Origin of the sequence: Cloacibacillus evryensis DSM 19522 (assembly GCF_000585335.1) — a bacterium.
Taxonomy (GTDB): domain Bacteria; phylum Synergistota; class Synergistia; order Synergistales; family Synergistaceae; genus Cloacibacillus; species Cloacibacillus evryensis.
In genome coordinates, this window is the sequence record NZ_KK073872.1 from 3,422,436 (window position 1) to 3,443,961 (window position 21,526).

Sequence of the window (21,526 nt, forward strand, 5' to 3'; positions counted from 1 at the left end):
GAAAGGGAGTGAATATTCACTATGGAAGAGCTGAAACGCCCCTCGCCGGAAGAGCTGCTCTCACGGCTGAAAGATCAGCGGGAGAAAGAGGAGGGGACGCTGAAAATATTCTTCGGCTACGCCGCCGGCGTCGGCAAGACATACGCGATGCTCGAGGCGGCGCGGCGCGCGAAAAGCCAGGGAATAGACGTGGCCGTCGGCTATATCGAGCCGCACACGCGTCCCGAGACGATGGCGCTGCTTGAGGGACTGGAGACGCTGCCGGTGAGAAGTGTCGGGTACAGGGGCTTGAAGCTCGACGAATTCGACCTCGACGGCGCGCTCGCCCGCCATCCGAAGCTGATTCTCGTAGACGAGCTGGCCCACACGAACGCCCCCGGCTCTCGCCACGTAAAGCGCTATCAGGATATCAAGGAGCTGCTGCGGGCCGGCATCGACGTATACACCACCGTCAACGTCCAGCATATCGAGAGCCTGAACGACATCGTCGCCTCGATAACGGGCGTGACGGTTGCCGAGCGCGTGCCTGACGACGTCTTTGACCGCGCGGAGCTCATCGAAGTGATAGACCTTGAGCCCGACGACCTTATCGAACGCATAGAGTCCGGAAAGGTATATAAGAACGAGCGGGCGAAGAGGGCGCTCGGCGGCTTCTTCACCAAAAAAAACCTCGGCGCCCTGCGCGAGATCACGCTGCGCCGCACCGCAGACAAGCAGAGCAGGGCGGCGATGGCGGAGGGCGGCGGCGTCAATGCCGGCGAGCATGTGCTCACCTGTCTCTCCGCCGCCCCCTCCAACGCGAAGGTCATCCGGACGGCGGCGCGTCTCGCGGAGGCCTTTCACAGCCGCTTCACGGCGCTCTACGTGGAAACCGGGGGCGGCAGGCCGGGAGACGGCGGCGGACGGCGGCTCCAAATGAATATAAAGCTCGCGGAGGATCTCGGCGCGCAGATAGTAACGGCCTACGGCGACGACATCGCCGGACAGATCGCGCAATACGCCAGCCAGAGCGGCGTGACGAAGGCGGTGCTCGGGCGCACGAACCACAAAAACGGCCTCTTCGGGCGAAAAAAGAGCCTCATCGACCGCCTCACCGAGACGGCCCCCGAACTCGACGTTTACATCATACCCGACCGGCAGCCGCCCTACCGCGTGAAAAAACAGTACGGCGGCGGATTGGAACTCTCCTGGCGGGACACGGCATACGCGCTGCTGATCTTCGCCGCGGCGACGCTGTTCTCTTATGTCTTCTTCCGCGCCGGTTTCCAAAACGTCAATACGATCGCCTTTTACATGCTCGCGGTGCTCTTTACCTCGCTCCTGACGCGCGGATATATCTATGGCGCCGCGCTCTCCTTCGCCAGCGTCGCCGCCTTCAACTATCTCTTCATCGAGCCGCTATATTCGTTCACCATGTACGACCCGGCCTATCCCGTCGTCCTTATCGTAATGCTGTGCGCGAGCCTGCTCGCCGGCTCTTTGGCGGCGCGTATCAAAAAACAGGCGGAACTTGCCTCCGGCAGCGCCTATATGACCGAGGTGCTGCTGGAGACAAGCCGGCTGCTCAACAAATCCGGGGGCTTCGCCTCCACCGCGGAAGTCGCGGAGAGGCAGCTGAGAAAGCTGCTCGACAGGCCCGTATTCATCTACGGGGAGGCGGAGCCGGGACGCTTGGCGAGGATATCTCCGGTAAAGCTGCCGAAGGAGGAAAGAGCCTACGAAAGCGAGGAAGAGATGGGCGTCGCGGAATGGGTCAGGACAAACAACCGTCGCGCCGGGGCGGCCACCGAGACGCTGCCGGGCGCGAAGTGCCTCTATATGGCGGTACGCGGGGGAGACGGCAAGGTCCTCGCGGTAGCCGCCATTGCCGCGGGACCGCAGCCGCCGCTCACAGCCTTTGAAAAAAACCTGATCCGCGCGATGCTCGACGAATGCGGCGTGGCGCTGGAAAAGGCCCTGCTGTACGACAGATATGTGCCGAAGGAGGGCGGAACAGATAAAGACCTATCTGAGAATTGAGCCCTTTTTCTCTCAGCCTCCGCGCGCAGTGCCTCACCCGTCTCAAGCACGACGGCATGAAGCAGGCAATCAGCGGCAAGCCCCTCCGCAAACGAAAGCACCGTATGCCCGGACTTCTTTCTTTATAATAGAGAGCCTGCAGCTCCGTTTCCGGCCCCCACACCCCGCGAAGAATGCGGCTCACTCCAGGCCGCATCAGCCCGCTTGAATCAGTCGGGTTCACTATAGCGTCGCAAATAATTTCATCAAGCGGCTCAGACGAGAGTGATATATCCATCTCCGCCATCCTTATAGAACAACTTCGCAATATTTATTCCTCCTCGTTTTTATATATACGTATTGACAAGTATCTATATATAGTTTATGCTATTTCCCGCAGGACGTCGACGACGGAATAAACTTGCGAAGGGGCATATCATAGATGTTAATTATGGATGCAATAAAGACAATTCTTTTATTTTTTCAGAATCAGATATTGGGAATGAGGTGGCTCAACACTCTCGCGGGGCAAACGCTTTCCGCGGCTTCCATCGGACGCGAACCGGAGGTCGAGAAGGTAACCGACATGGCGCGAATCGTCTCATACGGCGTGATCTCTACTCCGGCACTGGTTGTAGGAGAAAGAGTCGTCTCCGTAGGAAAGATCCTTTCCGCCGGCGAGATTGCCGGTTTGCTGAAAAAAGAAGGACTGTGACCATTCAAAATCAGCAGGGGAACGGCACTAGGAAGGTATATAAGGCTTTGGTCAACAACGACGCAGTAAATGTATTCAGAGCGTCTTGTGACATCAACGGGCTTACAATTCCGGCGCATTTACAAAACTGGGAAAAATACCCCTTAAAAGCAAAGAATAACAACCTTATACTTATAAAGGAGAAAATGCTATGGCAGAAAAAAGAAACAAAGACACTTTGGGAATCTTCGGTCGATGGCTGACGCTTTGGGTGGCGCTCTGTATGGCTGTAGGGGTGGGCATCGGCGTATTCCTGCCACGGGTCCCGGCGTTCCTTGCAAAGTTTGAATATGCCAACGTTTCTATCCCTGTTGCGGTGCTGATCTGGCTTATGATCTATCCAATGATGCTCAAGATAGATTTTTCCAGTATCGTTCAGGCGGTCAAAATGCCCAAGGGACTCATCATAACGTGCGTTACCAACTGGATGGTCAAGCCTTTTACGATGTACGCCGCCGCATCGTTTTTCTTCTTCACGGTATATGCGGGGCTGCTGGCCCCCGAGAGCGCGCGGGAATACCTTGCCGGTGCGGTGCTTCTTGGCGCGGCGCCCTGTACCGCGATGGTCTTCGTATGGAGCCAACTTACAAATGGAAATCCGGCATACACGTTGGTACAGGTCGCGGTGAACGATTTAATAATCTTAGCGGCCTTCACGCCAATAACGGCCTTTTTGCTTGGCGTCTCCGGCATCGCTATACCTTGGAACACACTGCTGCTTTCCGTCATTCTTTTTGTGCTGATACCGCTCACCGCGGGATGGCTGACGAGAAAGTTTTATATCGCGTACCGCGGCGAAAGAGATTTTTACCGTTTTATCAAAAAATTTGAAGGCATTACAACGGCAGGACTGCTCCTCACATTGATAATCATCTTTTCCTTTCAGGGAAAAGTAATCCTTGAAAACCCCGTTGATATCTTGCTGATAGCGCTTCCGCTCACACTACAAACCTTCTTTATCTTTGCCTTTGGCTACTTATGGGCGAAATTATGGAAACTGCCTTACGACATAGCTGCTCCGGCAGGGTTGATAGGCGCGAGTAATTTTTTTGAGCTGGCTGTGGCCGTGGCAATATCGCTCTTCGGGCTTCAATCCGGCGCGGCACTCGCAACGGTCGTAGGCGTACTGATTGAAGTACCGGTCATGTTGATGCTGGTCAATTTCTGCAACCGGACAAAAGATTGGTTTTTGAAAAAGCCTGTGATCAGGCCGCAAGGCAGATAAATCAGGGAAGGTTTTCGACGAATATACATAGATATATTACTATATAACGATGTTTAATTATCTAATTCGGCTTAAAAAGCCAATGAGGGACAAGAAAGATGAACGACAAAAAGAAAATGGAAGCCATAGAAAAAAAGTTGACAGATCAGAAGATCACGCAGGATTTTTACAAAGCGGCGGAAACCCGGATCAAAGGCAAACCTTTCCCCGCCGATTTTTACTGCCGCGCCGGGCTGCCGAAAGCTCCGGAAAGCTGGGCCCAGGATTTTTACCGGCTGCGGTAACAGAAGCGGAGAAGAGACAAGATCAGCCCCTCGCCGCCTTTTTTCACGCCGCCCCCTAAATGGGCGGCAGACGACTTTATGCGCACGGCACGGCCCCTCCCGGGCAGTTTAACCTCCCGGCGGCGTATTTGACGAAACGCTTTACCGCGGGGGCGGCGTTTTCCAGCGAAAAGAGGGCCATCCCGAGTATTATCTTCTGCGGCGGATCAAGCGGGAGTTTTACCACGTCGCAGGGCCAGTTGCGGGTGATCAGTTCGTTGATGACGGTCATCCCCAGTCCCTGCTCGACCATTGAGAGCGCCGCGAAGCTTTGCAGCGTGGTGAATTGTACGTCCGGCTCCAAGCCGTTTTTTTCAAAGAGCGCCGCCACGTCGGCGTCGCGCCCGAGGGCCGGCATGATGAAGCTTTCGTCGCGGCACTTTTGCAGCGGGTAGGCCGCCGCCCGTGCAAGCTGGTGCGTCTTCGGCAGCACCGCGAGCATCTGGTCCTCGGCCAGAGGGATCCAGTCGTACGACATGGGTTCTTTATGGCTCATAAAAGCCACGTCCGCCCTTTTTTCCTCAAGCCATTGGATTATCTCCTGCCGGATGCCCTCCATGAGTTTGATCTTGATGTGCGGATACTCCTCGCGGAAGCCCCTGATAACGCCCGGCAGCCAGTGCGTCGAGATGCTTGGATAGGTGGCGATCGTCACTTCGCCGAGCGAAAGCCCCTTGATCTCGGCCGCGATTTCGTAGATGCGCCGCTCCTGCGATAATAGCTCCCTTACGGCGACGGCGATCCTTTCGCCGTCCGGCGTCGGCATTACCCCCCTTTTGTTCCGCAGCAGAAGGGGAAACCCAAGATCGTTTTCAAAGGCCGTCACCAGCTGGCTCACGCCGGAGGGCGTGTAGCCAAGAATCTCGGCCGCCTTTGAAAAACTGCCTGTCTCCGCGGAGATCAAAAAAGCCTTGCACCTTGAGCTCTCCACAATTCCATCTCCTTTTAAGTAATACTAAAAACAAATATTACAGAACGTAGTTTTACTTTATATTATAGCCTTTATATAATGAGATCGCAAAGGCCCGAAAGAGCCGGCAAGGACGGGAGGAAAGGATCATGAAAAAAAACAACATTTACGGTGCGGCGGCGATCATCAGTTTGTTTGCGACAATAGCTTTGCGCTATTTATGGATAATAGAGAACAACGGCGAGTCCGCGGCTCTCGCGATTTTAATGTTCGCTTCCTGCGCGGTCTTCAGCTTCGCGGCGGCGGGGTACGTCACCGGCGGATGGACGACGCGGTACCGGTAGGAGAGAACGCGGCGCGGCTGAAATCATCAAGCCGCGCCGCATTATATAAAGAACAACTTGTCCTATAGCAGCCATACCCGCCAAATAGACGGCCTGTCGATCTTATTTTCTCTCCGCGGACAAAATGCCCCTTTTCACTCAATGACGCTATCACAATAAAATTTATCCTGCCAATATGCCATATAGCGTTCTGTTCAAAAAACATTTATAATGTAAAAAGTTTTTGTTTTAACTGTATACTTAGATAAGGAAGTGTTGGTCATGCTGAGAACAAACCGAAACCGGCTCTGTCTTACCGCCGCGTTCATCCTTCTCCTGCTCGCGCTCGTCGCCGCGGGCGGCTGCGGCGGAAGCGGCGGCGGCAACAAACTTTACGTCATGGGGGCGATGCACGGCGACCTGGCGGAAGAGCTGAACGAATTGTGCGACATCTCCGCATACGACGGAGTGAGCGCCGACGCGCCGCTGATCGTTTCTTATAAGGACGGCTCCGTTTTCGACGACGAAACGGCCAAGACGATACGGAAATTCCTTGACGCGGGGCAGAGCGTGGCGCTGGAGCACGCGGACGAAAAGGAGATAAACGGCTTCCTTGACGCGCTGGGGTTTGAAGGCGATTTCATAATGCCGTCCGGCAGCAGCTATGTCGAATATTACGGCGTAAAGATACTGAGCGGCGACATTTTCTCATATGTAACGCTCAATGACAACGAGTCGCAGCCGGAGATCATCAACAAATTCCCCGACGAGATCAGATCGGGCGATATTCTCGTATCGCAGGACAAGACGCAGTCGTGGCCGGTCACTGATACGTCGGGAGACGAAACCGTGTCCTTCTACCATTCCGAGCCGGATCTGACTCCGCCGCCGGCCGACGAACGCGCGGCGGCGAACGGCATCGTGAAGTGGATGAACGGGAGCGCGGAACAGGCTAAGGCCGCCGCCGCAGGCAAGGCGTCGGCGCAAAAGGCCCTCAACGGCGCTTCCTCGGGGACGAACGACCTTACGCAGGTCTCCCGTATGTATGAAAAAACTTACAGCGCCTCGCAGTGGGGCAATACTTTTGAGATAACGGTGGACGTCTACGCCTGCCACACCTACAACGAGGCCGACAAACTGGATTCCGACTGGTATTTTATCAAGCAGAAGGGCCAACTGAACCCCTCGGCTAATTACAGCAATCAGGATCACAAAGGAACCACCTCGGCGGTGATACAGGATTACATGGTCGAATATGGGTTTGACAACTGGATGGTGAACAACGACGGAAAGACGAACAACAACGCCGTGCTCAAGGATTCGAAGCCTGACACCTCCGTCGGCTCGACGGGCTTCTCCAGCGGCATCTCCTTCTCGCTGGGCGGCAACGTCGGTTTCTCGGGATTGTCGGGCAGCGGCGGCATCAGCGCGGGCGTGAGCTATTCCACCAGCGAGAGCCAAACCGTCTCCGAGTGTCAGGTGCAGAACAATTCTAAGGGATCGGTAAACGGCGTCACCCAGCAGAACGCGGCGTGGAGTTACACCTTCTCGCGCCCGCTGCTGAAGGGCGGCCCCTATTTCGCCGCCTGCAACGACTTTTACGACGCGCCGCTCGCCTCGCGCAGCCTCTTCCAGCCCGTGAATCAGTGGGCGTGGGCTGTCGGCCCCAACGACAGGGACAATATCAAAGGGTTCAAGTTCAAATTCAAGTGGATGACCGGCTATTCCTACAGCGCCGGCTACGCCTGGTGGATAAAGGTCGCCAAAGAGGAACACCACAACAAGGCGGCGCATGAAAGCGAGTTCTACGTCCCCCTCGAAGGGATACTGCCGCCGCTGATCGCCGCCAACAATCTGGACTTTTCAAAGGCCGCGGCCCATCAGAAGCTCGAGCTGGGGACCTTCCGCGACTGGACGGCGGAGAGCGATAAAGAATGGTGCACACTGAGCCGGACGGAGGGGACGAAAGAGGACGCCAACAGCGGCGTTTTTGTGGATGTATCCGAAAACACGACCGGCGCCAACCGCGAGGCCACGATCACGCTGAAAACTAAGGACGGCAAGGGCAGCTCGACGGTGAAAGTCTTCCAGTCAAGATATTAGCCTGCGATTCCAACAGTTCACAGCAGAAGCAACCGAGATGAGACGCCGGGTTTTGAGACCTGGCGTCTCATTAGGGGCTGATTGCGATGAGGGCCTCCCCTGAAGGAGAGGCCGCCGCGATAGAACATCCCGAGCGCTGCGCCGTCTGCGGAAGCTGCCGGCTCGTTTGCCCGGCTGGCGCGATAGATGTATACAAGGAATGAGAAAATGGCGGAAGCAAAGAAATTAAACAGTTGGTGCTTCGTCTGCGGGGCTGAAAATCCTCAGGGGCTGCACATCAAAAAACTTCGCACCGAGCATGGCTGCCGCTGCGATTTTACCGTGGAGCGCGGATGGTGCGGCTATGCCGGTATCCTCCACGGAGGGATACATGCGGCGATCCTCGACGAGATCATGGGCGACGCCGTGAACGACAGGCTCAAAACCGCCGTGACGCTCGACATGACGATAAGATATATAAGCCCGGGGCGCGAGGGCATGGCGCTCGTGTGCGAGGGCGAGGTCGCGTCCGTTTCCGGCAGGCGCGCCAAGGCGCGCGGGACGATCCGCGAAGCCGCGACGGGAAAGCTCATCTCGGAGGCGACGGGGCACTATCTAAGGGTGGATGTGGAGAACCTGAAGGAAAGGGCAGACGGACAGGACGCGGCTGGCATATAAGCCGCGCGTAATAAAGAGGGGCGCGCCCGGATGGGGATTTTTTATGAAGAGCGCCTTGGCCTACATGATGATGCTCGGCGTACAGCCGCCGCAGGCGCCCTTTTGAAAAAGCATTGAGATGCCTGTCATACCCGCACAAAACAGGCCCGGGAAGGGACATCGAAACATCCCCCTCCCGGGCCGCTCTGCTTGAGTGACCGTTATTTTAGAATATTAATGAAACCCTGATTAATTCACTTTGTCATATAAAACCTGACGTATCGTCCGCTGATTACGGCCAGAGAGCCGAAATCTTTGATTTCGTGCGAATCGGCTGGTTTGTCCACCAGATGTGCCAGCCGCTAAACAGGCAACCCCTGAGCGGGGCGGACGGCCAGAGAGCCAAATCAGTGATTCTCTGATTTGTGCGAATCGGCTGGTAGTCCCATCAGGCGTATTTACATACGTTGGAGCCACGGTCGGGGGCTGCCTGTGACGCGGATGGCGCATATAATCAGTGGTTCCTTAATGGCAGCCGTGCGAGGCTCCGTGGCCGCAGCCATGGCAGTCGCCGGATATCTCTTCGTGGTGGTGGTGGTCGCACTCCGCCGCGGGGTCGTCTTTGAGTTCGCCGGCGAGAAAACGCTTCACCGCTTCGTCGACGGAGCCGCTGACGCCGGAGACGAGCTCTATGCCCGCCGCCGCGAGGACGTTCTTCGCGCCGCCGCCGATGCCGCCGCAGATGAGCAGGCTGACGCCGTTCTCGCGCAGGAAGCCGCCGAGCGCGGAATGGCCGCTGCCTTCCGCGTCGATTATCTTCCGCGACGCCACCGCGCCGTCCCTGATCTCATAGAGCGCGAAGTAGCGCGTATGTCCAAAATGCTGAAAAACCTCTCCGTTATCTTCCGTTACCGCTATTATTCCGCTTTTCATGATCGTTTCCATCCTTTCCCTGAGAGCCTTGCCGCTCTCGCTGACAAAGGGGCAGCGCCTGCATCTGGCCATGCCGCCGCACCACTGCCCGGCGATCTCATAATTGCCGCCGTTGATGAAGATGCCCTTGCCCGTGCAGAGCGCTTCCGCGACCTTGGCGTGCGCGGAATAGATGATGCGCTGCAGCGTGCCGCGCGAAACGCCCATCCGACGCGCCGCCGTCTCCTGATCGAGCCCCTCAAGGTCGCAAAGGCGCAGGCTTTCAAGCTCCTCAAGCGAAAGGTCGAGTATCTCCGCGGCGACCGCGTCAGGCATGAAGCGCAGCGCCGCGGGGCGGCTGCATACGCGGCGGCATTTTATGCTTCCGGCCATGGCGTTTTCCCCTTTCGAAAATCTGTATATATCTTAATGTGCATATGCCCATTTTGTCAATGAGCATATGCACATCATTTCTCTTTTCCGGCGAGCCTGTCTATCGCGGAGGTCAGCATGGAAAAGCGCTCGTCGTCGAGCGTGTAATGCATCCATTTCCCCTCCCTGTGCCTTTTGACGAGCCCCGCGTGGCAGAGCGTTTTCATGTGGTGCGAAAGAGTCGGCTGCGTTATTTTGAAGCGTTCCAGCAGCTTGCAGGCGCACAGCTCCCCGCCGGAGAGCATCTCCACGATCATCAGCCGATTGGGGTCGGAAAGAGCCTTGAACACCTCGGAGAGTTCTGCGTAATCTACCATGTGTGATCCTTCTTTCGACCAAAAGTATGTCTATCTGTCTATTTATTATAACAAAAAATTCCCCGAAATTATGGCGGTCTGCGGAAAATGGCCGCGGGGGCGCTTCGCGCCGCCGCAGCCATTTCATTTAGGATATGAAGGTCCGCCCCCGTTTTGTAAATACACCCGGAGGCAGCCCCCCTTACCGGCTTCGCGGCCCTTAATACAGGCCGCCTATATAGCGCTCGGCCGTTTCCCTGACGCGGCCCGAGTGCACGAGTTCGCGCGCCCACTCCATGTCGGGCGAGATGTAATGGTCGTTTTCCATAAAGGGAGCCTTTTCGCGCACGGCCGCGCCGACGGCGGCGGTCACGGGCGAGAGCGGCAGCTCTTTTTGCGCGCGGAGCCCCGCGGCCTGTACTGCGGTAAGCAGTTCGTTGCCGAGGACATATTCCGCGAGACGCACGACTTTATAGGCCTTCATCGCGGCGTTGTAGCCCATGCTGACGTAGTCCTCCTGGAAGGCGCAGGTGGGGACGGAATCGACGGAGGCGGGATGCGAAAGGACGCGTATCTCACCCACCAGCCCCGCCGATGAGTACTGGACGATCATGTAGCCGCTGTTTTCACCGGGGTTCGCGACGAGGAACGGCGGCAGGCCGCTCACATGCTCGTTGACCATGCGGTCGGTGCGCCGTTCGGAGATCTTTGCCAGGTAGCCCATGGCGATACAGATGGAGTCGCTCTCGATGCCGACAAAGCCGGAGTCGCTGTTGCAGGCGCTCAGCGCTTCGCCGCTCGGGTGGATTATCGGGTTGTCGCAGCAGGAATTTATTTCGGTCACGATCGCCTCCACGGCGTCGTCGACGGTCTTGCGCGCCGCGCCGTGCGCCTGCGGCACACAGCGCAGCGAGAGCGCGTCCTGAAGGTTTTTGCCGCCGTTTTCTTTAAGGAAGGCGCTCTCCGCGAGGATCTCCCTCAAATGCGCGGCGGTCGCGGCCTGTTCATTGTGGGGCTTCACCGCCATCACCCTTTCGTCGAAGGCCTTGAGGTTCGCGCTTAGGGCCTCCAGCGTGCAGGCGGCGACGACGTCCGCCGTGGCCACAAGGTTCCTCGCGTCATAAGCGGCGAGCGCGCCCATGGCGTTTATCGAGGTGCAGCCGTTGACGAAGCAGAGCCCCTCTTTGTAGCTCGGCGTGAAAGGGGTGATGCCTGCGCGTTTGAGCGCCTCGCCGCCGTCGAGCAGCTCGCCCTGATAGTAAGCCCTTCCCGCTCCCGTAAAGACGAGCGCGGCGTGCGCCTCGGCGTCAAGGTAGCCGACGGAGCCGTGCAGCGGCACCCACGGCGTGACCCCTTTGTTGAGCAGCTCGGCTATCACCTCAAGCGCTTCAAGCCGCGCGCCGGAGACGCCGCTGCCCACGTTGACGAGCATCATGAAGAGCATCGCGCGCACGACCTCCTCCTCCATCGGTTCGCCGACGGTGGTACAGTGGGTCAGCATTGTGTTTTTCTGATAGCGGATCGCCGATTCTTCGGGGATCGCCCGTTTGACATTCTCGCCGAGCCCGGTGGTGATGCCGTACATACGCCGTTTTTCCGCAACAAATTTATCCACGAGGGCGCGGCACTTATTGACGCGCTCCCTGTACTCGTCGCTGAAGGATACTTTCGCGCCAAATCTCGCCACCGCCGCGAGCTCTTCGATAGTTACCTCTTTGCCCAGAATTACCTCTTTGATATCGCGCGCCTCTTTCATGCTCTCCCTGTTCATCGACCAAACGCCTCCATAAAATATTTTTATTTGCCTCTGTTGGATCAGAATGTTCTTTTTACCATGCAGCCGTCCGCGGCCACGGGAACGTAGTAGATTTTTTTACCCTCCTCCGGTTCTCCGAAAAAGGCCACATGATAGGGGCGGTAGACGCTCTGTATCTCCGAGGGTTCAAGGGAAAAATTCCCTCCGACGCGCCGGCGCAGTATCCTGCGCGCGAGCGCATTGCCGCGCGTTACGAGTTCCGCGTCCGAAAAATCAGAGCGCTGCAATGCCTCTTCCGTTACCTCCGTCTCCGCCGTCTCTACGCCTCTGCCGTCGTAATATGAAACGCCGCAGGTCGAGCCGTTCGCGATCATCATTATTTTGCTTTTGCGCGGCTTCGCCTCTTTCTTGAATATTTTTTCAAGAAAAATGGGATCGGTCGTTATTTCAAAGGTGATGAGCCTGTTTTCTATATAGATCGTCTTCATAACGATCTCTTGATCTTCGCGTTGTCCGCCGCTTGTCAGGCGCGTTATGAAGCGCGCGATGAGGCCGTTTCTTTTGCGCGCCTCGTGCTTCGCCTCTTCTACGCTCATCTTTATGGGGAAGGAGGTAATGACCGCCATCGTCCCGCCCTCTGTCCTGTCTATCCTATTTGCGCGTGCCGCGCGAGAACGAGATCACCTGGAATATGTACTTCAGGAAGACCCATGCGGTGACCAGCATCGCGCTGTAGGGCAGCAATCTGCCCAGCACGATATCGACGTCGTGGATCATGCTCCAGCCGATAAATACCGCTTCAAAGATAAACAGGAGGCAGAGCATTCCGTCTATGCCGAACCATGATATTTTGAGGCCGTCGTTTGTTTCGTTTTTCGTTTCGTTATTTGTATTTGCCATAATGTGTGCCTCCTATCAGCATCTGATCGCTTTTTTATCAGTTTCGGTATCTTCGCCGAATTTGCTGCCGATCACCCAGAAGAGGAACGAGAGCGGCAGTGATACGAGTATCGGCTCAAGCACGCCGAAGCTTTCCGATATCGTTACCGGCCAGAGCGAGAGCGCCGCGAAGGAAAGGCATCCCGCCGCCATCGAAAGCAGTCCCGCCGCCTTGGTCTTTTTCCCGCCGTACATCAGCGCCATCAGCACGGGGACGAAACCGGTGGACATCCAGAGGCTGATGAGGAAGACGAAGGCGTCGTATACGAGCGTGAAGCGGAAGGCAAGGCAGAGGCCGATGACCCCCAACAGACAGGCGCCGAGGCGGCTCAGGTTCACAAGTTTTTTGTCGCTGAGCTCTTCTTTCACAAATATACGCGCGTAGATATCCTTTGCGAGCGTCGTTCCGCCGATGAGGTAGTAGCTGTCGAGCGTGGAGATTATCGCCCCGAAGAGCCCGATGACGAAGAAGGCGCGTATCCCGACGGGAAGTTCAGAGAGTACCATTCGCACATACGCGAGCTCCGGCTGTGCTCCGGGGTATTTGACGTGTACCACCATACCGGCGATGTTCGTCACGGCGTCGAATACGAGCCAGAGACAGAAGCAGGTGAGCATCGCGCGGCGGCCGGTCTTCGCCGAGTTGCTGGCCGAGAAACGCTGATAGAAGCAGGGGTCGGCGTATACGTTGATGCAGAGCAGCACCAGCATCAGCGCCTTTGTGAAGGTCATGCCCGCGACAGGGTGAGTGAAGGAGGGCGTCGCCGCCGTCGCCGCGCGTATGCCCGCCATGCCGCCGACGCTGTCATATATCTGCGGGAATACCATGCAGACGCTCATCAGCATGAAGAAAAAGAAGATCATATCGGTCACCGCGACCCCCATCAGGCCGCCGAGACAGGTCAGCGCGATCGTCAGAACGACGACAATGACGCCGAGAAGGACCTTATTGACGCCCCAGGCCGCCTCTCCGATGAAGCCAGTCGCCGTTATCTCGCCCAGCTGAGAACAGTACATGAAGAGGAATATCGAGGCGACGATCGCGGCCGTCTTGCCGTAGGCGTGGGCGATGACGTCGGGGATCGTTACGTCGGAACGCACGTGGATGCGCGGCCCGACCCACAGCGCGAGTGGGAATCGGACCGCGTGCGCGCCGATCGACCAGATGAACCATGTCGCCATGCCAAAGACAGAGGCGTAGCCGATGGTGCCCACAACGCCGACGCCGCCGTACCAGGAAGCGACGAGCGTGCCGACCACAAGCGACCAGGGAAGGCTTCTGTTCGCGAGATAATAGCTCTCCATGTCCGTGATCGACTTTGAGAAATAGTAGCCTATCCAAAGAACGGCGATCACGGTAAATACGATAACGATGTTGTCGATGCCGGTTAACATGAATCCAACACTCCTTTTTGAGCGCCCTAGAGGCGCTCCTTTAGATTTTTTCTATCGAAATGGCGCCGACGGGGCAGTTGCTGCCGCAGATGGTGCAGCCCCAGCAGTCCTTTTCTTCAAATGTGATCTTGCGTCCCGCCTGTCTGAAAGCGCCGAAGTTGCAGACCTTCGCGCACCTGCCGCAGGCAACGCATTTTTTTTCGTCCCATATAATGCGGTATCTCTGCTTCGGCCAAACGCCCTGCGTGCCGATCCTCTTTGAGGCGCGGATCGGATAGCAGCAGTCGCCGCAGCAGTTGCATATAGCCGCGTCTTCTTCGGAGGTGTGCATAAGGCCGCTTTTGTCGGCAAGACGGAGGATCGCCTTCGCCTCCTCCTTTGAGAGCGGCCTCCCGTGGCCGCGGTCCCATTCGGAATTGAGCCCTCTCTTGAAGAGTATGCAGACGCTGCGCGGCTTTTCGCAGTTCAGCGCCACGCTTTTGCAGTTGCAGGGGACCATGTAGGGTTCGCATTCAAGGGAATCTATCAACGCGAAAGCTTCATCAAGCGTAAAGAAGGAGGCGTTTTCGATAAGCCCCTCTCCCCTCAGTGCGGCGTCGAGACGCGGCTTTGCTTTCTCCATATACCGCGCGACATACCATTCGTCGATCTTCTCGCGCTCGGACGCCGGTATCTCTGCCCAAAACTCGGGCTCGTACTGCGCAAAAAAGGCCAGCCGCGTGTAGAAATTGGCGGGGCGGAAAAATATTTTCCCGGCCTCCTCGGCCTTGTTGAGAACCCCGCGCGAATAGGCGTTCTTAACGAAAGCCTCCGGGTCGTCGGTGAAATTTTTTAACAGCGTTAAAAGTTCGTCGGGAGAATAATTTCTGGGCTCCATCGTCTCAAGCAGACAGAGCTCTTCCGTGTCAAGGAACGTCTCCATAAACGGCAGGGCGAGATCGGGTATTTCAAACAATTTTGCAGCCTTATCGTACATTTGTTACACCGCCTTTTACCTTCATCAGAGTATCAGCAGAGCAATATCAAACATTTCGAATAACTATAAGGAACAAAATTACGTGTTGTGTTATTGATTTTATGTCCTACATGTTACATGCAGCATGTAGCTGTGGTTATGTTATACTTGTGCAAAGATTTTGTCAAGTTCCAAGAGGGAGAATAATTATGTCATTTTTCCACAATGAATCGCTGCGAAAAAAACTTTACGATTATATTAAACGAAAGATAAATTCCGGCGAGCTGAAGCCGGGAGACCCCATCAATCAAAAGGAGATATTCGAGGAACTCAACATCAGCCGCACGCCCTACCGCGACTGCATGATACAGCTGGAGTCGGAGGGGCTCGTGAGGATCATTCCCTGCAAGGGCGTCGTCGTGCGCGAGCTTTCCATAGACGAGGTCATGGAAGCCCAGGAGGTGGGAGCCGCGCTTGAGGGCATGGCCTATGAGCTTGCCTTTTACAACGCGCGGGAGCGGTGCATACCAAAGCTCACCGAGCTGATCGCGAAGGCGGAAAAATGCTTCCGCGACAACGAGCCTATCGTCCAGGATCTGAATATGGAGTTCCACCTGGTCGTCTTCGAACAGTGCCCAAACCGCGGCCTCGTTGAACAGCTTGTGAAGATGCGCGAGCGGATTTATGATTTTCCGCAGCGCGCCCTGCTGCCGCTGTTGAAATGGGAAAAAGTATTCTGGCAGGAGCACCGCCGTCAGGTCGAAATACTGAAAAACGGCACGCCATCCGAGTTTGGCCGTTATACGCGCGACGTGCATTGGAAAGTTCAGGGAAGGGAAGAGTATTGGGAGACACTGTTATCCGTCAGGCCGGGAACGGTAAAGCAGTATTTTGAGCGTCGCCGCGCCTATTGCGAGCAGGAGAGAGAGAACTCCCTATAACTTTTAGCGGCGGTAACGTTTTGCTGATCTCAAACCGCGGAATGGACGCCGTTTTTACGCCCTCGGCGTTATAATCAGAAAAAGAAGCTGTAACGACCGGCGCTTTGGAGGCGCCGTTTTATCAGGAGAGTAGAAAATGATTCGTTTTGAATGCGACTATGGCGAGGGGGCGCACCCCCCGGATATTGGAGCGGCTGGCCGCCACAAATATGGAGCAGACGGCCGGCTATGGCGAGGACCCGCACTGCGAGGCGGCGCGGGGCTATATAAGAGAGCTCTGCCGCATGCCGGACGCCGACGTGCATTTTCTCGTCGGCGGCACACAGGCGAACCTGACGGTCATCGCCGCCGCGCTGCGTCCGCACCAGGGCGTGATCGCCGCCGAAAGCGGACACATCAACGTACATGAAACAGGAGCGATCGAGGCGACGGGACATAAGGTCATCACCGTGCCGGGCGAGAACGGCAAGATCACGGCCGGAGAGGTGCGCGGCGTCTGCGACAGCCACTGGCGCGATCCGACCCACGAACATATCGCCCAGCCGGCGATGGTCTACATTTCTAACCCAAGTGAGATCGGCACGATCTATACCCTCGCCGAGCTGGAGGAGATCTCCAAGGTCTGCCGTAAATGCGGCCTGCCGCTCTTCATGGACGGCGCGCGGCTCGGCTACGGGCTCGCCTGCGAGCTCTGTGATTATACCTTGGCCGACATCGCCGCCCTCTGCGACGTCTTTTATATCGGCGGCACGAAGGTCGGCGCGCTCTTCGGGGAGGCGGTCGTCATCACCGATGCGGCGTTGAAGCGTGACTTCCGCTATATAATGAAGCAGCGCGGCGCGATGCTCGCGAAGGGGCGTCTTCTGGGTATACAGTTCGAGGCGCTATTTGAGGACGGGCTTTACTTCGAGATATCGCGGCACGCGACGGAACTTGCGATGACGCTCCGCGCGGCCTGTACGGCGAAGGGATATCCTTTCCTCGTCGACTCAATGACGAACCAGCAGTTCCCGATCCTGCCCAACAGTCTTATTGAGCGGCTCAAAGTGAAATTCGCTTTTTCGCTCTGGCAGCCGACCGACGCGGCGCACACCGCCGTGCGCTTCTGCACAAGCTGGGCGACTAAAGAAGAGCACCTTGACGAACTGATCGCGGAGCTTTAGGGTAAAAAACATAAGGCGGCGGCGCGGCCACGGCCGGCTATACGCTGACATGGCGCGCCGCGGCAGACACGCGCCTAGAAAAGCCGCGTCGCGAGAAAAGCCGCCGCGATCGAGGCGGGCAGCACCACGAGGATGTTGCCGCTGAACCAGCCGGTGAGGAAGGCGACGACGGTGGCGGCGGCGGAACTCTTGAAATCTCCCGTCGCCCAAAGGATATCGGGAAATACCAGGGAGCCGATGACGGCAAAGGGGATATAGTTGAGCACCGAGGAAACAAAGGGCGGCAGCCTGCGGCCGGTGAGGAGAAAGGGCGGCAGTATGCGCGACGGCGCGGTGACACACATCATCAGTATTGAAAGAAAGACGATCTTGGACATTATCCCCGCGCCTCTCTGCCCGCCGGAAAGAGCAGGGCGCCGATCACGGCGGCGGCGCCGGCTGAAATTACTATCGCCACGCCGCGGTTCATCTGCGCGAGGACCGGCAGCCATTTGAAAAGCGCCGACAGCGCCATCGCCGACAGCGTGACAATGAGCGCCGCGCGGCTCCGGCGCGCCGCCGGGATGATGATAGCCAGAAACAGCGCGTATATCGCGACGCCCATGCTCGACTGCAGATCCCGCGGCAGGAAAGAGGTCCCGATATAGCCGCAGACCGTAAGAATGTTCCACGTCAGGAATATCGGCAGCTGCACGCCCCAGAGGAAACCAGGGGTAACGATCTCCGCATCCTGCAGCGAGGCGAGGCTGAAACTTTCATCCGTGAGGAAGAAAAAGAGGGCGCATTTTTCAAACGGGTTCATCCCGCGCTCCATACGCTGCGAAATGGAGGAGCCCATCATGATGTGGCGCGCATTGAGCAGAGCCGTCGTAATAAGGATGTCGGCGACGGAGACCCCGATCATCAGCATATTCAGCGCGGCGAACTGGCTGGCTCCCGCAAAGACCACCGCCGACATGAAAAGGCTCTCGCCGGCGGTAAGTCCAGCGGTCTTCGCAAGTATGCCGAAGGCCATCGCGCTCGGCACCATACCGATTATGATCGGTAGCGATTTTCTCGCGCCGGCGGAAAAACCTCCCGTAACGCTGCGGCCCCCCGAAGCCCTCTGCGTCTCTCCCATCAGCAACACCTCTATGTTTTCTTTTTATGAAAAAACATCAATCAGGTAATTGTACACGCCGCGCCGTCAAATAACAACGGAGGGAATGCATGGCAGACAAATGAAAGCCCTCCGTGTCCGCAAACCAGGGGAGCCTCTCCGGTGCGGGGAAGAGTGTCAACGGCATCTTGACGCGGCCGGCGCCGCACTACTCGCCGGAAAGAATCTCCCGCGCGATTATTTCATCGGCGACGTCCCGTTTCGAGCGGCGGCTGTCCATCGCCCGCTTCTCAATATACCGATGCGCGCCCGCCTCGCCGATGTCGTACCTCTTTATCAGCAGACACTTTGCGCGGCAGACCAGCTTTTCCTCGTCAAGGCGCGTACGCAGCCTCCTGTTTTCCTCCTCGACCAGCGAAATTTTCCCGCGCATTATCTCAAGGGCCTGCAGCGACAGCCTAAGCGCCTCTCTGTCTATTGGCTTTGGGATGACGATGATGCCGCGTCCGGCGCTTCCGGCCTCAAGCTCGGCCGCCAGTGCCTTCTTCGCGAAGAGAACGACGCCGCCGCTGCATTTGGAGGCGGCGTAGAGCGCAAGTTCCGCCCCCGCCTCATCCGGAAGCGGCGTATCTATCACAACGTTGACGAAAAGGCGCTCTCCCATCAGGCGGCGTGCCTGCGCGCCGGAAAAGGCCTCCGTAACACATCCGGCCAGCGCGCAGCCCTCTATTGAACGCAGGGCCCTGATATTCTCCTTCAGAGCCGAAACGACCAAAAACCTGCTGCCCATTCTCCCTCACGCTCCTCCCTAAGGAAACACAGATTAATTCGCTTTAGCATATAAAACCTGACGTATCGTCCGCTGATTACGGCCAGAGAGCCGAAATCTTTGATTTCGTGCGAATCGGCTGGCTTGTCCATCCGATGTGCCAGCCGCTAAACAGGCAGTCCCTGAGCGGGGCGGACGGCCAGAGAGCCAAATCAGCGATTTTCTGATTTGTGCGAGTCGGCTGGTAGTTCCATCAGGCGTATTTGCATACGTTGGAGCCACGGTCGGGGGCTGCCTGTGACGCGGATGGTGCATCTAATCAGTGGTTCCCTAAAGGGAGTCAAAGTAGGATGCCATCTCGAATTGACGGCGATCCTTCGCCTTCCAGCAGGCCTCCCATTCAGCCCTCTTACACTGCGCCACCTTTTCAAGCACCGGCAGGGCGAGATGCTTTTTAAGAAACTGGCTCCCCTCCGCAAGCTCCACGGCGGCGCCGAGATTGTCCGGCAAACTTTTATACTGGTGCAGAAGCTCGGCCGGAGCCTTGGAAAGGTCGAGATCGGCCGGGGCTCCGGGGCGGCTCCGCGACAGAATACCTTCCATCGCCGCCTCGATTATCAACGCATAGGCGATGTAGGGGTTGCATAAAGGATCGGGGGAGCGCAGCACCAGGCGCGACGAGCCGTCGCGCGCGGTTTTCGCCAACAGCAGCTGCGCGCGGTTCGCGCCGACCCAGCTCACGTACCTCGGGGCTTCAAACGAGCCCAGGCGCAGATAAGAATTCGTCGTCGTGTTAAAAAAGAGGGTCATCTCCTCGATATGCTCAAGAATACCCGCGATCGCGCCCTCTACCTCCGTCCCCATACCCAGCGCCCTCTCGGAGCCGTTCTTAAATATCGAAATATCAAAATGAAGGCCGCTGCCGCTCTCATCGTCGAGGGGCTTCGGCATGAAAGAGGCGAAGAGGCCGTCGCGCGCCGCGATCGTACGCACCACCGATTTAAACGAGACGAAATCATCCGCGCTTTCGACGGCGTCGCGCAGGCGGCAATCGATCTGATTCTGTCCCGGCCCCTTTTCATGATGACAACTCTCCGGGCAGTCGCCAAGCTCTTCGAGCGTCAGACATATTTCGCGCCGAAGATTCTCACCCTTATCGAGCGGCGGGATATCGAGATAACCGGCGCCGTCGTGGGGCTTCGTCGTATATTCGCCCTTTTCGTCAAGCTCGAACAGATAAAATTCGCATTTTGAACGGAATTTAAAGCTATACCCTGCCAGAGCCGCCCGTTCCACGGCGCTTCTCAGAAGAAAACGACCGTCGCCCTCAAACGGCGCTCCGCCGGCGTGGCGGATATCGCAGAACATCCGGGCGACACCGCCCATCGCGGGCCGCCATGGCAGGACGCAGAAGGTCTCGGGGCATGGATGGAGGAGCAGGTCCGTCTCCGCGATATTCATGAAGCCGTCTATCGCCGAGGCGTCAAAGCCAAAGCCGCTTTCAAAGACCCTGGGCAGCTGGTCCGACATCACCGCGATACTCTTCGGCCTCCCAAAAATATCACAGAAAAAAAGCCTCACAAACTTGATATCGTTTTCCTCAACAAAGCTCAAAACCTTTTCGCCATCCATCACATCAACATCCCTCTCTGCTTATCGTCTGCCGCCGCGGGGCTTCCTCCACGCTCGCTCATCATAAAAAAATATCCACGAATGACGGCTTGCGCCGTTCATCCATGGACGCCGTTGTCCGGACATTTTATAACGTGCAAAGAATATTACACACTAATTTTCTAATTGTCAATAAATGAATAAAAGATCAATAGACAGTAAGATCATTTTTTGCATATTACATACAAAACCATATATGCCGTTTTATGTATATTTACATCAAAATTAAGCATAAAACAAATGCTTGACATCTGCTTAATACGGGAGTATTATATCGCACATCAAGGAAATAGATGTTAAAACATTTATTTTTAAGATAGATTGAAGTAAAATGTAAATATTAATTAGATACAAAGAGGTATCTGTTTCTGCTCCTGACGGCCATTGGGAGCGAAAAAGATGCCTCTTTATTTTACGTAACCGCCAATCCGCGGCCCGCCGCAGGGCCTTTTACACCACTCCTGAAAGCTGCCCTCGGGTTTTTCCGAGGGTGGTTTTTAAATAACTTTCCTAGCGCGCCTTTCCAAAACACAGACAGAGGCCGCGGCAGAGAGCCAACAGCTCCGCCGCGGCCGTCAACCTTCCTGCGCGAGAAGACAAAAAAAGAGAGCCAAGACTAAAAGTCTCAACTCTCTTTTCTCAATTAATTCCGGCAACGACCTACTCTCCCACGGATACCCTCCGTAGTACCATCGGCGATGAGAGGCTTAACTGCCAGGTTCGGCATGGAACTGGGTGGGACCCTCTCTCCATAATCACCGGAAACTTTATGAATAAACGCTTGCGCGTCTATCTGCTTTGTCATTTTCCACGCGAGATATTATATCACACGCTTTGGACTGTAGACCCTCTAACTTTTGTGATTTTGGCAGAGTTTTGTTCCAGAAGACGTGAAGCGCGTAGGGAGGGCGAGTTAAGACGCACTC

22 protein-coding genes and 1 rRNA gene are annotated in these 21,526 nt (G+C 56.5%); 10 read left to right on the plus strand and 13 right to left on the minus strand.

Annotated elements, in window-relative coordinates; translation table 11 throughout:
* Window positions 1-21: 21 nt before the first annotated feature.
* From CLOEV_RS15220 to CLOEV_RS15235, 4 genes are all read left to right on the plus strand, one after another.
* Window positions 22-2,019 carry a DUF4118 domain-containing protein gene (locus tag CLOEV_RS15220; RefSeq protein ID WP_051485160.1) on the plus strand — a complete coding sequence of 666 codons (1,998 nt, stop codon included), beginning with the start codon at window positions 22-24 and terminating at the stop codon, window positions 2,017-2,019.
* A gap of 421 nt (window positions 2,020-2,440) precedes the next feature.
* Window positions 2,441-2,713: a thioredoxin family protein gene (locus CLOEV_RS15225; protein WP_218915534.1), complete on the plus strand. Its 273-nt coding sequence runs from the start codon at window positions 2,441-2,443 to the stop codon at window positions 2,711-2,713.
* A gap of 190 nt (window positions 2,714-2,903) precedes the next feature.
* Window positions 2,904-3,977 (plus strand): ACR3 family arsenite efflux transporter, encoded by a 1,074-nt coding sequence (gene arsB, locus CLOEV_RS15230; protein WP_034444837.1) that lies wholly within the window; start codon window positions 2,904-2,906, stop codon window positions 3,975-3,977.
* A 98-nt stretch (window positions 3,978-4,075) separates the two neighbouring features.
* Window positions 4,076-4,261 (plus strand): hypothetical protein, encoded by a 186-nt coding sequence (locus CLOEV_RS15235; RefSeq protein ID WP_034444840.1) that lies wholly within the window; start codon window positions 4,076-4,078, stop codon window positions 4,259-4,261.
* Window positions 4,262-4,337: 76 nt separating this feature from the next.
* On the opposite strand, the gene CLOEV_RS15240 is transcribed toward CLOEV_RS15235, so the two are convergent.
* Window positions 4,338-5,231, minus strand: a complete 894-nt coding sequence (locus CLOEV_RS15240) for a LysR family transcriptional regulator (RefSeq protein ID WP_034444842.1) — start codon at window positions 5,229-5,231, stop codon at window positions 4,338-4,340.
* A 128-nt stretch (window positions 5,232-5,359) separates the two neighbouring features.
* Between CLOEV_RS15240 and CLOEV_RS15245 the strand changes: the two genes are divergently transcribed.
* From CLOEV_RS15245 to CLOEV_RS15255, 4 genes are all read left to right on the plus strand, one after another.
* Entirely contained in the window at window positions 5,360-5,554 is a 195-nt protein-coding gene (locus CLOEV_RS15245; RefSeq protein WP_034444844.1) for a hypothetical protein, read from the plus strand.
* A gap of 261 nt (window positions 5,555-5,815) precedes the next feature.
* Window positions 5,816-7,636 carry a BACON domain-containing protein gene (locus tag CLOEV_RS15250; RefSeq protein WP_034444846.1) on the plus strand — a complete coding sequence of 607 codons (1,821 nt, stop codon included), beginning with the start codon at window positions 5,816-5,818 and terminating at the stop codon, window positions 7,634-7,636.
* 86 nt (window positions 7,637-7,722) lie between these two features.
* Complete coding sequence (locus CLOEV_RS16665; RefSeq protein WP_083829518.1) at window positions 7,723-7,839, plus strand: 4Fe-4S binding protein; 117 nt, start codon at window positions 7,723-7,725, stop codon at window positions 7,837-7,839.
* A 4-nt stretch (window positions 7,840-7,843) separates the two neighbouring features.
* Window positions 7,844-8,293 (plus strand): PaaI family thioesterase, encoded by a 450-nt coding sequence (locus CLOEV_RS15255; protein WP_008708634.1) that lies wholly within the window; start codon window positions 7,844-7,846, stop codon window positions 8,291-8,293.
* Between the two features lie 504 nt (window positions 8,294-8,797).
* Here CLOEV_RS15255 and CLOEV_RS15260 read toward each other — a convergent pair.
* The 7 genes from CLOEV_RS15260 to CLOEV_RS15290 form a co-directional block, all read right to left on the minus strand.
* Complete coding sequence (locus CLOEV_RS15260) at window positions 8,798-9,577, minus strand: NifB/NifX family molybdenum-iron cluster-binding protein (protein WP_034444851.1); 780 nt, start codon at window positions 9,575-9,577, stop codon at window positions 8,798-8,800.
* Between the two features lie 74 nt (window positions 9,578-9,651).
* Window positions 9,652-9,933: an ArsR/SmtB family transcription factor gene (locus CLOEV_RS15265; protein ID WP_034444854.1), complete on the minus strand. Its 282-nt coding sequence runs from the start codon at window positions 9,931-9,933 to the stop codon at window positions 9,652-9,654.
* Between the two features lie 199 nt (window positions 9,934-10,132).
* On the minus strand, window positions 10,133-11,683 hold the full coding sequence (locus tag CLOEV_RS15270) for an HAL/PAL/TAL family ammonia-lyase (RefSeq protein ID WP_084482492.1): 1,551 nt from the start codon (window positions 11,681-11,683) through the stop codon (window positions 10,133-10,135).
* 44 nt (window positions 11,684-11,727) lie between these two features.
* Entirely contained in the window at window positions 11,728-12,294 is a 567-nt protein-coding gene (locus tag CLOEV_RS16310) for a hypothetical protein (RefSeq protein WP_051485161.1), read from the minus strand.
* A gap of 25 nt (window positions 12,295-12,319) precedes the next feature.
* Window positions 12,320-12,568, minus strand: coding sequence for a hypothetical protein (locus CLOEV_RS15280; protein WP_034444856.1), 249 nt, complete (start codon window positions 12,566-12,568; stop codon window positions 12,320-12,322).
* A 15-nt stretch (window positions 12,569-12,583) separates the two neighbouring features.
* On the minus strand, window positions 12,584-14,002 hold the full coding sequence (locus CLOEV_RS15285; RefSeq protein ID WP_034444858.1) for a sodium:solute symporter family protein: 1,419 nt from the start codon (window positions 14,000-14,002) through the stop codon (window positions 12,584-12,586).
* A 40-nt stretch (window positions 14,003-14,042) separates the two neighbouring features.
* The gene (locus CLOEV_RS15290; RefSeq protein ID WP_034444860.1) at window positions 14,043-14,978 is read right to left on the minus strand and encodes a 4Fe-4S dicluster-binding protein; all 936 of its coding nucleotides are present in this window, start codon (window positions 14,976-14,978) and stop codon (window positions 14,043-14,045) included.
* 188 nt (window positions 14,979-15,166) lie between these two features.
* Between CLOEV_RS15290 and CLOEV_RS15295 the strand changes: the two genes are divergently transcribed.
* A complete protein-coding gene (locus CLOEV_RS15295) occupies window positions 15,167-15,898 on the plus strand; it encodes a GntR family transcriptional regulator (RefSeq protein ID WP_008708620.1) in 732 nt (243 codons plus the stop codon).
* 146 nt (window positions 15,899-16,044) lie between these two features.
* Entirely contained in the window at window positions 16,045-17,061 is a 1,017-nt protein-coding gene (locus CLOEV_RS15300; RefSeq protein ID WP_245591146.1) for a threonine aldolase family protein, read from the plus strand.
* Window positions 17,062-17,135: 74 nt separating this feature from the next.
* Here CLOEV_RS15300 and CLOEV_RS15305 read toward each other — a convergent pair whose 3' ends face one another.
* The 5 genes from CLOEV_RS15305 to rrf all read right to left on the minus strand — a co-directional run bounded on the left by CLOEV_RS15305 (window position 17,136) and on the right by rrf (window position 21,363).
* Window positions 17,136-17,438, minus strand: coding sequence for an AzlD domain-containing protein (locus CLOEV_RS15305; RefSeq protein WP_008708616.1), 303 nt, complete (start codon window positions 17,436-17,438; stop codon window positions 17,136-17,138).
* The gene (locus CLOEV_RS15310; RefSeq protein ID WP_051485162.1) at window positions 17,438-18,181 is read right to left on the minus strand and encodes an AzlC family ABC transporter permease; all 744 of its coding nucleotides are present in this window, start codon (window positions 18,179-18,181) and stop codon (window positions 17,438-17,440) included. Before CLOEV_RS15310 ends, CLOEV_RS15305 begins: the two co-directional genes overlap by 1 nt.
* Before the next feature lie 187 nt (window positions 18,182-18,368).
* Window positions 18,369-18,950, minus strand: coding sequence for an ANTAR domain-containing response regulator (locus tag CLOEV_RS15315; RefSeq protein ID WP_051485163.1), 582 nt, complete (start codon window positions 18,948-18,950; stop codon window positions 18,369-18,371).
* A gap of 309 nt (window positions 18,951-19,259) precedes the next feature.
* Window positions 19,260-20,561, minus strand: coding sequence for a glutamine synthetase family protein (locus CLOEV_RS15320; protein ID WP_008708611.1), 1,302 nt, complete (start codon window positions 20,559-20,561; stop codon window positions 19,260-19,262).
* Window positions 20,562-21,247: 686 nt separating this feature from the next.
* Window positions 21,248-21,363: ribosomal RNA gene (rrf, locus tag CLOEV_RS15325) — 5S ribosomal RNA — on the minus strand.
* Between the last annotated feature and the right edge of the window lie 163 nt (window positions 21,364-21,526).

What these genes read in the sequence shown, in the direction of transcription:
- CLOEV_RS15245 (WP_034444844.1), top strand. Translation starts at nt 5,360, where the DNA reads ATGAAAAAAAACAACATTTACGGTGCGGCGGCGATCATCAGTTTGTTT.
- CLOEV_RS15270 (WP_084482492.1), bottom strand. Translation starts at nt 11,683, where the DNA reads ATGAACAGGGAGAGCATGAAAGAGGCGCGCGATATCAAAGAGGTAATT.
- CLOEV_RS16665 (WP_083829518.1), top strand. Translation starts at nt 7,723, where the DNA reads ATGAGGGCCTCCCCTGAAGGAGAGGCCGCCGCGATAGAACATCCCGAG.
- CLOEV_RS15305 (WP_008708616.1), bottom strand. Translation starts at nt 17,438, where the DNA reads ATGTCCAAGATCGTCTTTCTTTCAATACTGATGATGTGTGTCACCGCG.
- CLOEV_RS16310 (WP_051485161.1), bottom strand. Translation starts at nt 12,294, where the DNA reads ATGGCGGTCATTACCTCCTTCCCCATAAAGATGAGCGTAGAAGAGGCG.
- CLOEV_RS15265 (WP_034444854.1), bottom strand. Translation starts at nt 9,933, where the DNA reads ATGGTAGATTACGCAGAACTCTCCGAGGTGTTCAAGGCTCTTTCCGAC.
- CLOEV_RS15225 (WP_218915534.1), top strand. Translation starts at nt 2,441, where the DNA reads ATGTTAATTATGGATGCAATAAAGACAATTCTTTTATTTTTTCAGAAT.
- CLOEV_RS15255 (WP_008708634.1), top strand. Translation starts at nt 7,844, where the DNA reads ATGGCGGAAGCAAAGAAATTAAACAGTTGGTGCTTCGTCTGCGGGGCT.
- CLOEV_RS15220 (WP_051485160.1), top strand. Translation starts at nt 22, where the DNA reads ATGGAAGAGCTGAAACGCCCCTCGCCGGAAGAGCTGCTCTCACGGCTG.
- CLOEV_RS15295 (WP_008708620.1), top strand. Translation starts at nt 15,167, where the DNA reads ATGTCATTTTTCCACAATGAATCGCTGCGAAAAAAACTTTACGATTAT.
- CLOEV_RS15310 (WP_051485162.1), bottom strand. Translation starts at nt 18,181, where the DNA reads ATGGGAGAGACGCAGAGGGCTTCGGGGGGCCGCAGCGTTACGGGAGGT.
- CLOEV_RS15315 (WP_051485163.1), bottom strand. Translation starts at nt 18,950, where the DNA reads ATGGGCAGCAGGTTTTTGGTCGTTTCGGCTCTGAAGGAGAATATCAGG.
- CLOEV_RS15285 (WP_034444858.1), bottom strand. Translation starts at nt 14,002, where the DNA reads ATGTTAACCGGCATCGACAACATCGTTATCGTATTTACCGTGATCGCC.
- CLOEV_RS15250 (WP_034444846.1), top strand. Translation starts at nt 5,816, where the DNA reads ATGCTGAGAACAAACCGAAACCGGCTCTGTCTTACCGCCGCGTTCATC.
- CLOEV_RS15260 (WP_034444851.1), bottom strand. Translation starts at nt 9,577, where the DNA reads ATGGCCGGAAGCATAAAATGCCGCCGCGTATGCAGCCGCCCCGCGGCG.
- CLOEV_RS15280 (WP_034444856.1), bottom strand. Translation starts at nt 12,568, where the DNA reads ATGGCAAATACAAATAACGAAACGAAAAACGAAACAAACGACGGCCTC.
- CLOEV_RS15320 (WP_008708611.1), bottom strand. Translation starts at nt 20,561, where the DNA reads ATGGATGGCGAAAAGGTTTTGAGCTTTGTTGAGGAAAACGATATCAAG.
- CLOEV_RS15290 (WP_034444860.1), bottom strand. Translation starts at nt 14,978, where the DNA reads ATGTACGATAAGGCTGCAAAATTGTTTGAAATACCCGATCTCGCCCTG.
- CLOEV_RS15235 (WP_034444840.1), top strand. Translation starts at nt 4,076, where the DNA reads ATGAACGACAAAAAGAAAATGGAAGCCATAGAAAAAAAGTTGACAGAT.
- arsB (WP_034444837.1), top strand. Translation starts at nt 2,904, where the DNA reads ATGGCAGAAAAAAGAAACAAAGACACTTTGGGAATCTTCGGTCGATGG.